This is a genomic window from Acidaminobacter sp. (assembly GCF_030247605.1).
Taxonomy (GTDB): domain Bacteria; phylum Bacillota; class Clostridia; order Peptostreptococcales; family Acidaminobacteraceae; genus Acidaminobacter.
Window position 1 is genome coordinate 31,523 of record NZ_JAOTSB010000013.1, and the last position, 12,860, is coordinate 44,382.

Annotated in this window: 12 protein-coding genes; 3 read left to right on the forward strand and 9 right to left on the reverse strand. The window is 48.9% G+C overall.

The genetic code is table 11. The features are described from left to right. Positions 1-11: 11 nt before the first annotated feature. Positions 12-1,220, reverse strand: a complete 1,209-nt coding sequence (locus OEL90_RS07825) for a pyruvate carboxyltransferase (protein WP_291402019.1) — start codon at positions 1,218-1,220, stop codon at positions 12-14. Between the two features lie 214 nt (positions 1,221-1,434). Here OEL90_RS07825 and OEL90_RS07830 point away from each other — a divergent pair, with 214 nt between their 5' ends. Next, positions 1,435-2,283 carry a helix-turn-helix domain-containing protein gene (locus tag OEL90_RS07830; RefSeq protein ID WP_291402021.1) on the forward strand — a complete coding sequence of 283 codons (849 nt, stop codon included), beginning with the start codon at positions 1,435-1,437 and terminating at the stop codon, positions 2,281-2,283. A 216-nt stretch (positions 2,284-2,499) separates the two neighbouring features. Here OEL90_RS07830 and phoU read toward each other — a convergent pair whose 3' ends face one another. The 5 genes from phoU to OEL90_RS07855 form a co-directional block, all read right to left on the reverse strand. After that, positions 2,500-3,147, reverse strand: coding sequence for a phosphate signaling complex protein PhoU (gene phoU / locus OEL90_RS07835; RefSeq protein ID WP_291402023.1), 648 nt, complete (start codon positions 3,145-3,147; stop codon positions 2,500-2,502). A 67-nt stretch (positions 3,148-3,214) separates the two neighbouring features. After that, complete coding sequence (gene pstB, locus OEL90_RS07840; RefSeq protein ID WP_291402025.1) at positions 3,215-3,994, reverse strand: phosphate ABC transporter ATP-binding protein PstB; 780 nt, start codon at positions 3,992-3,994, stop codon at positions 3,215-3,217. A 16-nt stretch (positions 3,995-4,010) separates the two neighbouring features. Then, positions 4,011-4,970, reverse strand: a complete 960-nt coding sequence (pstA, locus tag OEL90_RS07845) for a phosphate ABC transporter permease PstA (protein WP_330583732.1) — start codon at positions 4,968-4,970, stop codon at positions 4,011-4,013. Beyond that, the gene (gene pstC / locus OEL90_RS07850; RefSeq protein WP_291402027.1) at positions 4,970-5,893 is read right to left on the reverse strand and encodes a phosphate ABC transporter permease subunit PstC; all 924 of its coding nucleotides are present in this window, start codon (positions 5,891-5,893) and stop codon (positions 4,970-4,972) included. Before pstC ends, pstA begins: the two co-directional genes overlap by 1 nt. 102 nt (positions 5,894-5,995) lie before the next feature. Then, positions 5,996-6,991 (reverse strand): PstS family phosphate ABC transporter substrate-binding protein, encoded by a 996-nt coding sequence (locus OEL90_RS07855; protein ID WP_300687780.1) that lies wholly within the window; start codon positions 6,989-6,991, stop codon positions 5,996-5,998. A gap of 339 nt (positions 6,992-7,330) precedes the next feature. On the opposite strand from OEL90_RS07855, the gene OEL90_RS07860 reads away from it, so the two are divergent. After that, a complete protein-coding gene (locus OEL90_RS07860; RefSeq protein ID WP_300687782.1) occupies positions 7,331-7,804 on the forward strand; it encodes an S-ribosylhomocysteine lyase in 474 nt (157 codons plus the stop codon). An 81-nt stretch (positions 7,805-7,885) separates the two neighbouring features. Then, positions 7,886-8,584, forward strand: coding sequence for a 5'-methylthioadenosine/adenosylhomocysteine nucleosidase (locus OEL90_RS07865; RefSeq protein ID WP_291402032.1), 699 nt, complete (start codon positions 7,886-7,888; stop codon positions 8,582-8,584). A 234-nt stretch (positions 8,585-8,818) separates the two neighbouring features. Here the strand turns inward: OEL90_RS07865 and sstT are convergent, their stop codons facing one another. The 3 genes from sstT to OEL90_RS07880 all read right to left on the reverse strand — a co-directional run bounded on the left by sstT (position 8,819) and on the right by OEL90_RS07880 (position 12,831). Beyond that, positions 8,819-10,066, reverse strand: a complete 1,248-nt coding sequence (sstT, locus tag OEL90_RS07870; protein ID WP_291402034.1) for a serine/threonine transporter SstT — start codon at positions 10,064-10,066, stop codon at positions 8,819-8,821. A 573-nt stretch (positions 10,067-10,639) separates the two neighbouring features. After that, the gene (locus tag OEL90_RS07875; RefSeq protein ID WP_300687783.1) at positions 10,640-12,319 is read right to left on the reverse strand and encodes a M20/M25/M40 family metallo-hydrolase; all 1,680 of its coding nucleotides are present in this window, start codon (positions 12,317-12,319) and stop codon (positions 10,640-10,642) included. 164 nt (positions 12,320-12,483) lie between these two features. Next, positions 12,484-12,831, reverse strand: a complete 348-nt coding sequence (locus OEL90_RS07880; protein WP_291402038.1) for a GIY-YIG nuclease family protein — start codon at positions 12,829-12,831, stop codon at positions 12,484-12,486. Positions 12,832-12,860 lie beyond the last annotated feature (29 nt).

Sequence of the window (12,860 nt, forward strand, 5' to 3'; positions counted from 1 at the left end):
GTCACGACCTCCTAAAAGCTTTTTGTCAGCTCAATAAATTCTTCCGGTGTCAAGTCGCGTTTTAAAGACAATGAGAGATCCTTGACTTTGCCGAGCAAATCCTGTTCCTGCTCTTCAGACAGCGCAATGTTGTTTTCCTGGATCCAGGTTTTAATATTGTCTTTGCCGCTTTTCTTGCCAAGATACAGCTTAGGCTCGGATTGACCAGTCATGCTCCAGTGATAAGGGAGCATAGCCAGTGGCTCTTCATTTTTGCAGTTGACCCAGAGACTTGAAGGCATTCCTGTTTCCCAGCCAAAAATTCTATCTCCGACAACAGGTCTGGTAGGCGGTACTGCGAACCTGGTATAGTCGGCGACCGTACTCGACAGTGATTTAAGCTGATCCAGCTCAATGCCGGTGTCATAGCCATACAAGACTTTCAGCGAAAGCGCCAGAGGTTCGAGGGCGACGCTGCCCGAACGCTCTCCAATACCATTGACTGTGACGTGAGCAACCTCAGCACCTGCGGCAAGCCCGGCAATTGTCGAAGCGACACCCAGACCAAAGTCATCATGGAAGTGAACTTCAATTGGAACACTAAATTCGCTTTTTAGCTTTCTCACCGTGTAGGCAGCGCCTTCCGGTGAAAAGCATCCAAAGGTATCCACGAGGGCCAAGGCATCCATATGCCCGCCTTCAGAAATCTGATGCACTGCGTCAATCAGAAAATCCAGGCTCGCTCTGGAGGAGTCCGCCGGGAAAAATGTGACATAGAGACCTTCTTCCCTTGCTGCCTGAGTCGCTTCAATGGCGGCTTTTATAGCTCTTTCTGCCGTCCAGCGTTTGCCGTATTTAAGTAAGTGCTCACTGCCGGGAATCTCTGCCAAGACGTGGGAAACGCCGCACTCTCTGGCCAGCTTCATATCCTCGGGTGTGTTTCTCACAAAGGCAAAGATCTTGGGACCGAGGTTAAGAGAGGCAATTTCTTTAATGGCATCCGCGTCTTCTTTGGAGGCTGCCGGCGTACCTGCCTCAATTCTGTGGACGCCTGCCAAGGCAAGCTTCTTGGCAATTTCGACTTTTTCCTTTCGCGTGAGAATGATGCCTGGCTGTTGCTCACCGTCTCTCAAGGTCGTATCCAGAATTTCAATTTTTTTGGGGAATTCGTAACCTTTTAAGACGTCTGCTGCGAAGTTTGACTGACTGACCCACCATTTTCCGTCTTCCTTGTAGCCCATAATAGCCTCCCTTTTTTCATGCTTGATTAAGTGAAGGGTAACCTTTTTTTCTCAACCTTGTTATGTATGTTGGCAATCTTTCGAAATTAATGTAACACCATTTTATCATCCTTGTCAATAGTTTTTTAATAGTTGGTGTATGCATATTTTTTCTTATCAATTTTCAGTACATTGTTGTATAATACAACTACATAATGAGTGTTGGAGGACTGACATGACAAACAAGTCTGAGAATAATGCCGAACTCTATTTCAGTATCAATGAAGTTGCCAAGCTTTTAAGCGTCGTTCCTGCCACCATCCGCAACTGGGAAAAACAAGGATTTTTCGTTGCAAAGCGCAGCTCGAACGCTTACAGAATCTACAGTTTAGAAGATATTGAGACGTTAAGGAAAATTAAGCAGTACTCCATAGATGATAAAATGGGTTCCAAAGCTATAAAAAGTTTACTCATGACTCAGGCATCTCTTCCTCCGCTGATTGTAGGTACGGATGCTTACGACGCAGCTCCTGCGCCCAGTCGTAAACTCATAGGCGGCAAATGGAAGCTGTATAGAGACAAGCTGAATCTGACTCTCGAGGAAGTCGCCACCCAGGTTGGTATTTCAACCTCCTATCTAAGCAAAATTGAGAATGGGCAGGCGAATATTTCCTACGAGATCCTGGAGCGACTTGCGACTTTCTATGGGGAAAGTGTCCTGCATTTTTTTGAACCGGAAGAAGAGAACAGAACCCTCGTCGAAAAAGGTACCGGTGAACCGGTCCAGGCGGGCATTCCCGGTGTCACACTTGAATCTTTGATTTCGCAGAGGGAACACGTCCTCTTCCCTATGATGTTCTACGTCGAACCCGGTGCCGGCGCGCCGGAGACCCATCAGCATCACGGAGAAGAATTCATTTATGTGGTAAACGGCACCTTTAGAGTCACCCTGAACTATTCGGATGTCTATGATATGAAAACCGGAGACTCCATGTACTTTAAATCCACTGAGTTCCACAACTGGACAAATCCAGGCAAAAAAACATCGCAGATCCTGTGGGTCCACTCCCCTGTGGAACGGTAAAATAACTTCATTCAAGGACAAAAAAGCGTTAAGAAATCCGGACCGTTTACACAAAGGTCCTGAATTCTTAACGCTTATTTTATGCCAGAAGCTGACGCTTATTAAATTTACAAAACGCTTTGACTCAAAACCAGGTGTCCGAAACTGGGTGTCTGACACCCGGTTTCATCATCCACAAAACTCGGTGGAACTCGGTGTCAGACACCCAGTTCCACACTAAAGCTTCACATTCTCCCCAGTCATCATCAGGATCACACGCTCACAGATATTGGTGGCATGGTCCGCAATCCGCTCGAGATAGCGCCCCACCAGAATCAACCCAATAATCTGATCCTCCTGATTCTCCCGGATCTTGATCAGATGAAGCAGTTCTCTGTAAATCTCTTCGTACAGCGTGTCGACTTCATCATCTTTTCGCGCCGTGGCATACGCCAATTCTATATCGTGCTGGAAGTAAGCCCTGAGACTGGCCTCCAGCATCTCCCGCACTTTCTTCTCCATGATGGGGAGCCTTTCGAGCGGCTTGACCAGCTCATATTTTCCAAGGCTGATAACGACTTCCGCAATATTACAGCTGTAATCACCAACACGCTCCAGATCCGTCACAATCTTGATAATGCTGACCATTTGCCTCAAATCAGAGGCCAGCGGGCTCTGGGTAGCAGCGAGAGTTATGCACAAATTCTCAATTTCCTTTTCGAGTTTATTGATTTCAGGGTCCTGAGCCAGAATCTGCTTAGCGATACGCGCGTCCTGCCGGACAAAGGCCTCCATAGCCTGTCCAATGCTCCCTGCCGATAGTCGGCTCATATACTCAACTTTGCTGTGGATCTCCCTGATTCTATCCTCCATTTGCTCTCTCATGAGCGCGTCTTCCTCCTCATTGAACGGGTGGGACTCACCCTCCCTGCGAACCGCTCACGTGCCAGATTTAACCGAACCGACCCGTAATGTAATCCTCTGTGCGCTTGTCCCTCGGATTGGAGAAAATTGCTTCAGTCTTGTCGTATTCGATCAAGTCCCCCATCAGAAAGAACGCGGTCTTGTCAGAAATTCTGGCCGCCTGCTGCATGGAGTGGGTGACAATGGCAATGGTATACTCCTGCTTCAAACTGTCCATCAGTTCCTCAACCTTCAGTGTCGCGATTGGGTCGAGGGCAGAAGTCGGCTCGTCCATCAGGATGACATCCGGCTGGACCGCGATACACCGCGCGATGCAAAGGCGCTGCTGCTGACCGCCCGAAAGCCCGTAAGCATTGTCGTTAAGACGGTCCTTGACCTCATCCCATAGGGCAGCGCTCTTGAGGCTGGCCTCCGCTATTTCCATCAATAGTTTTTTATCCTTGATCCCATGGATTTTGGGGCCATAGACGACGTTTTCAAAGATGGATTTAGGGAACGGATTCGGCTTTTGGAAGACCATGCCGACCTTGGTTCTGAGCTCCTCAACCCGCATGGATTTATCGAAAATATCATTGCCGTGGTAAAGGATTTCGCCGGTGGTGCGGACGATTGGCACATTTTCGATCATTCGGTTCAAAGTCTTGATGAATGTGGACTTGCCACAGCCGGATGGGCCTATGATGGCCGTGATTTTGTTCTTCTCTATTTGCATATTGATGTTCTTAAGAGCCTGGTCGTTGCCGTACCAAAGGTTTAAGCCCCGTACATCAAAGACATTGTTTTCAATTTCAGGGTTTTGAATGTTCAAAAGGATCTCCTCCATATTAGAAGCGCTTCTGGAACTTGTTCCGTATGATGATAGCGACAGAATTCAGGATAAACAGAACTGCCAGGAGAACGACAATGGTTGCCGCGGCAAGGTTCGCGTATTCCGGTGTCAGTACGGTATCCAGCGTCCAGTAGTAAATCTGGATAGGCAGCGCGGTAAAGTCATCCATAACGCTGTCAGGTATTTTCAATATGAGCGTCGGAATGCCCAGGACGACCAGCGGCGCAGTTTCTCCAATAGCTCTGGACATGGCGAGAATGGATCCGGTGAGGATGCCAGGCAGCGCCACCGGCAGAACGACTTTGCGGATCGTCGTCCATTTGTCTGCGCCCATGCCGTAAGAGGCTTCCCGCAGGAATCCCGGAACCGCTTTGATGGCTTCCTGGCTGGCGACCACGACGGTTGGCAGAACCAGGAGGGACATGGTAAGTCCGCCTGCCAGTATGCTGGAGCCCAGGTTCAGCATCCGCCCGAAGACGGCCAGGCCGAGGAGTCCGAAGATCACGGACGGTACGCTGGCAAGGTTGGAAATATTGACTTTGATAAAGCGCTGGATGCGCCCTTTCGCAGCATATTCCTCAAGATAGATGGCTGTTGACACACCGAGAATCAAGGTTACCGGCACGACAATGAGCATGAGGTAAACGGTTCCGAGGATCGCGCCATATATGCCCGCCTTATCAGCGAACCTTGAGAGATTGGAGGTCAGGAACTGAAGATCCAGCCAGCCGGCACTTTGAACACCTATTCGATATAAGAGGATGGCTAAAACGACGAGGGCAAACACGGTTGACAGTGAGAACAAATGCTTGAGGCCGTTGTTGAGTCTGACACGACGCTCAATGCGGCCGCTGTCAATTTTCACTTTATAGCGCTCGAAAGCGTGCGTTTGATCTGTCTCAAGCATGGTGTCTTCCCTGCCTTCTCTGAGGAATTCTAGTTTAGCTGCGCTCATCAATATTCCTCCCTGTATTTATGAGAAATATGCTGGGCAATGAGGTTCATGACTAAGGTAAACAAGAACAGAATGAGACCGACGGCATAAAGGCTGTAATAGCCCACTGTGCCGCTGCCGGCGTCACCGCTGGTAAACTCGACAATATATGCCGTCATGGTCTGCATGGACTGAGTGATGTCCAGAGTGAAATTCTTGGAGCTGCCGCTGGCAATGGTGACAATCATGGTTTCGCCAATCGCACGTGAAACCGCCAAAACAATAGAGGACATAATACCTGAAATTGCCGCTGGAATGACGACCTTAAAGGTCACTTCCAGCCGGGTGGAACCCAGTCCCAGTGCGCCTTCCCGCATGATATTAGGGACGGCGTTCATGGCGTCCTCGGATAGAGAGGCTACCAACGGAATGATCATGATGCCCATGACGAGTCCGGGGCTTAACGCGTTCTTGGCGCCCAGCGTTGGAATCAGTTTCATTAACAAAGGTGTCACAAAGGAATAGGCAAAGAAGCCATAGACTATGGTCGGGATACCGGCGAGGACTTCCATGATGGGCTTAAGGGTGCGGCGCGTTCTCTCCGAGGCGAACTGACTCAGGTAGATCGCAGCGGTCAGTCCTACCGGCACCGCGACGAGCATGGCGATCATGGAGGTAATGATGGTCCCGGTGATCAGCGGCAAAATGCCAAAGGACGGCTCAGCAGCGAGCGGCGCGAGCTTAGTACTGAAAACCTGAGCGACCGGCACCTGGCTGAAAAACTTTGCTGCGTCCGTGACCAGGGTTATTATAATGCCAAAGGTGGTGAACACCGAAACGAAGGCCATGACGAAAAAGAATTTTGGCATAAAGCGGTCAGAGATGTGCTTTTTATTCAGGATGTTGGTTTGAATCAATTGTCGAACGTGCGTATCTTGACTCATCTTTTTCACTCCATTGTTTGTTCAGACAAAACTTCAAGATGGGCAGCCCCCGCCCCCACCTTGAAGTCTGAATTGTTGATTCGAATTTCAGCTTCCGGTCGATTATTGAATCGCTTCGAGCTGAGTCAGGTACTCTGCGTAAGTCGCTTCCGGAAGCGGTGCGAAGCCGTTCTCGCCAGCGAGTCTTGCTGCGCCTTCAGGTGACACGACATATTTCGCGTAGTCGAGAACCTGCGGCTTTTCTTTTGCGTAGTTGAGGTTCAGGTAAGTGTAGACGAGCCTTGTGAAGCCACCGTACGGAAGCTCTTCGCCGATGGTCTCAAGAGTAGGCTCCACCGGGCCATTGCCAAAGTCGACTTTTACAGCGACCAGTTTATCTGTGTTGGTTGTATAGTAACCGAAGCCAAAGAACGCGATGGCATTTTTATCTTGAGAGACGAGGTCAACCAGCGTGGAATACTCTTGTTGGAGGTTGGCGGTTGCGACCATCGGCTGCTTATCCAGGATCGTTTCAGCGAAGAATTCGTAGGTGCCGTGGTTCTCATTCGGACCGTAGAATTTGATTTCTTCTGCAGGCCAGTCAGCTCTGATGTCAGACCAGAGGACTTTGTCGTCTGCTTTGTAGCTGCCGGAGAGGAACATTTTGACGATTTCTTCTTGAGTCATTTCGGTTGCCCAGGTGTTCTCCGGATTGATGACCATAGTCAGGCCATCATAGGCAAGTTTAATTTCCATGACGTTGTCGCCCATTTTGAGGCCCTTTTCTTCGAGCTGCGCGATTTCTTCGTCTTTAATCTTTCTGGAAGCGTCGGAGAAGTCCGTATCACCTGGGATGAATTTCTTAAAGCCGGCGGAAGAACCTGCGCGGCCGACCTGGACGCTGACTTCGTTCTGCTCGTTAACCATGTATTCTTCAGCGATGTGAGCCATGAGTGGATAAACCGTACCGGAACCGTCGACGATGACGTCGCCGCTGAGTGCTTCAACTTGCTCAGCAGGTTCTGCTGCCGGAGCTTCAGCCGCAGGTTGGGAGCATGCTGCCAGCGAACCGACAATCCCAAGGGTCAACATCAGTACGAGTGCTTTTTTCTTTAACATTTACAAGTCCTCCTAGTAGTCTCTTATTGGTTGTTTTTTGTTTTTTCGTTGATTGACTGGTTGAGGGCTTTCCTCGCGGGGCGTTTTGTCTTGCCTCAACCTTACAAACTGAGTTTAGCACGGAAAATTGGTCCTTGTGTTTTGTCAAAGTTAAGCGATTGTTAAATCCATGTTGAATCTTGCGTGGTAAAATATGGATGATAAGCATAGTTAGGAAGGCGGTGTCAGACACTGCCTTCCTGATATGATAAGTGGAAAAAGGTACGTCGCACCTTTTTCCCCCTTCAAAGATGTGATATTCTGGAGATAGTATTTTAACGAAAAGGAGTCTGATCCCCCTTGAAAAAAATTGAAAGCTTTACAGTAGACCACTTACGTCTAAATCTGGGCGTCTACGTCTCCAGAGTCGATCAAATCGGCGCTGAAACCGTGACGACCTTTGACCTTCGCATGAAGTACCCAAATAAAGAGCGTCTGGACAACGGCGCCATCCACACCCTGGAGCACTTGATCGCGACCTTTGTGAGGAATGATGAGGAATTTGCCTCCAGGATCCTCTATTTCGGACCTATGGGCTGTCTGACAGGGATGTACTTGCTGGTCCACGGGGTGTACACCTCTGAGGAAATCCTGCCGCTGCTGAAGCGCGCCTTCGCCTTTGCGGCTGATTATAATGGCGAGCTCCCAGGCGTCAGCGCTATAGAATGCGGCAACTATGAGCTTCATAATCTGGAAGGCGCTAAACTTGAGGCTGCAGCTTATTTGGAAGTGCTCAGCCATGCAGGACCGGAAAACTTGAATTATCCGCAGTAGTGCACGTCCCTGCAAAAGGCATCCCTGAGTCATATCAAATTGAAGTCTAGGATATCATGAGCTTATTGAGAGGAGTCCCTTATGACAAAAATTGCGATTATAGGCGCCATGGATTTGGAAACGGAACAGCTGAAGGCGCTGATGACCATCGGCAAAAAAAAGGTAGTGGCTGGCATTACCTTCTTCGACGGAAAACTTAAGGAACAGGATGTCATTGTGGCGACCTGCGGCGTAGGCAAAGTGAACGCTGCGGTGTGCACCCAAATTATGATTTCGGAGTTTGGCGCTGGCACCGTGATCAACACGGGCGTTTCCGGTGCAATCCACCACAGCCTGAATGTGGGAGATATAGTCATTTCAACGGATTGCCTTCAGCATGACGTGGATTGTACGGCCTTTGGCTATTCCCACGGCATGATCCCGCGCATGGAGACTTCCGTATTTCCAGCGGATGCTGCTTTGGTCGAGCTTGCCTACGCGGTCAGCCAGGCGCACATTAAGGATCACCAGGTATTTAAAGGCCGGATCGTCTCCGGGGACCAGTTTGTCGCGTCGCCTGACCGGAAGGATTTTATTGAGAAGGTCTTCAGCGCTTACACTACCGAAATGGAAGGCGCTTCTATTGCCCACGTTTGTCACTTGAATCAAGTGCCGTTTGTGATCATCAGGGCTATGTCCGACAAAGCGGATGGTTCGGCCCATGTCAATTTTGACGAATTCGCGGTTATGGCAGCTGAGAATTCCAACCGCATTGTTCTGGGAATGCTGGACAAAATATAAGAAAGTTTTCGTTTTGAAACATAAAGATCAATGAGATCAAGTAAGGGACGCAGACAGAATCAATTTCTGTCCGCGTCCCTGTTTTGTTTGTCACAGTAAGTTTGGTGCCCTGCAAATTCTTAAACTGCAACATACTATAGGCCGCGACACCACTCTTAACGCCTGAACGTAAAAAAACGCACCAGCCAAAGCCGATGCGTTTTTACATTCAAATTTTTATAAGCTTCTTACTGATTACTCGACGTCAACCGCTCTATTTTCAAAGACAATAGGCTCGCCTGCTTTACGCTTCTTAGCGTACTCTGCAGTCGCTGTAAAGAGAACGTCTGTAGATGAGTTCAGCGCTGTTTCGCAAGAATCCTGAAGGACGCCGACGATAAAGCCAACGCCGACAACCTGCATAGCGACGTCATTTGGAATACCGAACAAGCTTGCAGCAAGCGGGATGAGGAGGAGTGAACCACCTGCAACGCCGGAAGCGCCGCATGCGCTGACTGCTGACAGGACGCTGAGGATAACCGCTGTAGGCAGATCGACAGGAATGCCTAGTGTATGAACCGCAGCAAGTGTCAATACTGAAATGGTAACCGCAGCGCCAGCCATATTGATCGTTGCGCCGAGCGGAATGGATACAGAATAAGTGTCTTTGTCGAGATTAAGGCTTTCGCAAAGTCTCATGTTGACTGGGATATTCGCAGCGGAGCTTCTTGTAAAGAACGCAGTCAAGCCGCTCTCTTTAAGGCATCTGAATACAAGCGGGAACGGGTTTTTGCGGATGTTGAACCATACGATCAGCGGATTGACAACGAGTGCAATAAAGAACATTGTACCAATCAGAACCGCGAGCAACTGTCCATAACCAAGCAATGTGCCGAGGCCACTAGTCGCAATGGAGTCAAATACCAGACCCATGATGCCGAGCGGCGCGAAGCCAATGACCCAGCGAACCATTTGGGAAAGTGCGTCAGCGAAGTTGGTGATCATTGTCTTTGTCGTATCAGGAGCATGTCTGAGCGCCAATCCAAGTACGACTGCCCATGAAAGAACGCCAATGTAGTTTGCGTTCATCAAAGCACGGACCGGGTTGTCAACGATATTGAGAAGAAGCGCTTTAAGAACTTCTGTGACACCACCAGGTGCCGCAATGCCTTCTACGCCAGTTGTAAGTACCAAAGTAACAGGGAACATGAAGCTGACAATAACCGCGACAAGACCAGCTACAAAAGTACCGAGCAAGTAAAGGGCAATGATCCCTTTCATGTTGGTTTGCTGACCGTGCTTATGCTGGGAGATCGCGCCCATGACGAGGAAGAATACCAAAACCGGCGCAATAGCTTTCAACGCGCCAACAAAAAGTGAGCCAAAGATCGTGATTGGCTTTGCAGCCTCAGGAAGTGCAACTGCTAAAATAATACCAATAATAAGACCGATTAAAATACGCTTGACAAGACTTAAATGATTCCACTTATGAAGTAATTGCATAAAGTATGAGTCCTCCTTAATTCGCTTCGGGAACATAATGTTGTTCCTCAGTGGTGTCGGCATTTCAAATTCGCTGTCAACATCACCAATTCTAACTCAAAATACCGAATAAGGGAAGAGAAAAATGTTATTATTTTTTAATTTTTTAGTCGAATTAACTGAAAATTGCATACTTTTAGTTAATTCTGAATTTTAATAATATTAGTCAGATCACGGTTTATCCAGTCAATTTAATCACAGAAATAACGGTTTACATAATATCCAAACCTCAACACCCGTACCAATTCCCTCTCGAAAAAGTGATATTAACTATAAAAATATAAGTTTACATAACACAAGCGCACCCTTCACAGGGTGCGCCGACAAAATAATCTATAAATAACCTAAACCGCCTTCCAATGCCGCGATTTGATATTCCAAAGCAGACACGAATGCCCAGCGCCCCCGCTTTAAGCGCCTTTACCCCTTTTAGCGACAATCGCAGAGTGAAAAAACATTAAAAGCATTAATCCGCCGATGGTCAGCATTCCCCAAAATATGCCCGATCTGATCAGCGACTAAATAAGCGCTCTGTTAGATTGCTGAAGACTCACGCTCTTCCAAAAGAGCCAGCAGCGTCTCATAAACCAGCTGCGGTGCCACATTAAAGGAATAGTCCCGCTGAATCCGCTCTGTGAACTGGTGGGCGTCCTTGCCATAAGGACCTATATTGACCACGGGAAGACTCAACTTTTGCATGTCCTCAATAGGGAGCTTGTATCTGGATCCATAGGCGGGCATGTTGTTCTGAAGGGCGACAATGCGCTCGTTCTTAGGCGCTGATACAAAACTAAGATCCGAAATATAGGGATAGAACTTCCGGCTCAACACCTTGCGTGCGCTCCCCTGAGCCTGGATCGCATGTTCCACCGCTTCCAGAAGACGCACGTCCTTGGCCCAGTTGCCCTTGACGTAGTTATGCGGATAATACGGCGGCGAAAAGTACACAATGACTATAGGATCCTTGAAGGACCACAGACTGTGAACCGCTTCAACGATCCTCTGCCCGAAGAGGCGCTCGTCAATAGACGGATCCTTAAGCATCTCCGCTTTCAAGGCCTCAATATGAGCTTTCAGGACCGCTTCCCCACGCTCCTCCTTGACCGCTTCATAGAGGGCCTGATAGGAGATGACTCTGGCGCGCCACGGAAGCAGTCTGTGTTCCATTCGGCTGGCTTTGCAGTAAATGTCATAGCGCTCATTCAGGACGTTGACTACGTCGGAGAATGCCTCGTGAGCCGCACGGATCATCTTGGACATGACCTCGTCCGGAGTGCTCTTGTGTGTCGCGTAGTTGAAGTAAAGATTTGTCGCTCTTGCGATCTGGACGGAGTATTCTTCTTTCTGGTCGCGCTGCTGGAGCGTGATTGGCGGAAGGGACACCTCACCATCCGCTACGTCCGAGAAAGCGACATTTTTATTGATTTTATGAATGATGGCGCCGGCAATCTGGTTGGGGTCAAGGCCCTTAAACGGATCCCCCACGTGGGTTTCCTTGCCAATGACATAAAACGACGGCATCAGCTTTCCCACTGTCCCAATATAGATATAGCGGTCCTCGTCCCCCTCATAGCGCGGGGCCATGTAATCAGTATCCAAGACGGCCAGGTACTCATAGCCCTCCTTTTCCTGAAGGCGAACCAGCTCCGGCACCACTGAAAGCATGCCGCCGGAATTGCCCTCTTCATCCCCCACTGCAGCGAAGACAATATTTCCGGAGAGATTTTCCACATCCTCGGACAACAGCTCCAGCAAGCTGATGATGATGGCCACACCACATTTCATGTCGAGGATCCCCCTGCCAAACAGCCATTCGCCGGAATCCAGGTCCGCTTTGGCTTCCTCGGACAACGTCACGGTCTTCAACGCTTCAATCAGCGCCTCCGGCTTTGTGGCAAGGGACTTGAAATCCCCATAATCGCTGATGCCAACCGTATCTGTGTGACCAATCGTTATGACCGTCTTTTTTGACGCGTCCTTTTGACCCTCCAACCTGGCCACCACACTGAAACGGCCGAGAGGATCGTTGATAAACGGCTGCTTGACCAGAAGCTGAGGGTTTTGCTTCCAGTACGGCAGATCAGACAGCACTTTATAGACCAGTTCGCTCATGGCGAGTTCATCTGAGGTGGCTACGACACTGCGGCAATTGACGAGTTCCAGTGTCAGCCGCTCTATCCTTTGAGCAAGCGCTTCCTTCTCCATCTTCTCCATTGCATTTTCCTCCATATAACTGCATTATTATAGGCGATTTAACATCTATTACATTCTATTATAGTCAATTTCGCACCAAATGCACTATCCAAATTGGATAATTTCCCTATGTGGAGGATAAAGTTTTTTTATGCTCGTTCGTGGTTTTTTACACACCCACCCCATTAATAAAAATAAGCGTCGTGTAACTTTTCCATCCAAAATTCTTTGAGGACTTCAAGGTCTTCCGCGAAAGCTTCCCCGGTCTGAGTCTCACTTTTCTCCAGGGACTCCAGAACCTCAAACTCGAAGGCCTCTGCCCCGAGGTGCGTCCAATCTCTCTGCAGCTTAAGATTCAGCCCGGCGCCCGTTTTCTTCGCAAATTCAAATCGATTCCGGCTGCCTTTCAGATCCCCCGTTGCTTCGAGGAGAATCTGCCCGCTGTGAGTGTTGCGAATGACAAACACACCGCCGATGATGGTGCGTTCTTCATATTGTGCCCTGAGTTCCTTTTTGGTTTTCCTATCTTTCATGAGATCTCCTCCTGGTAATTGAATGAATG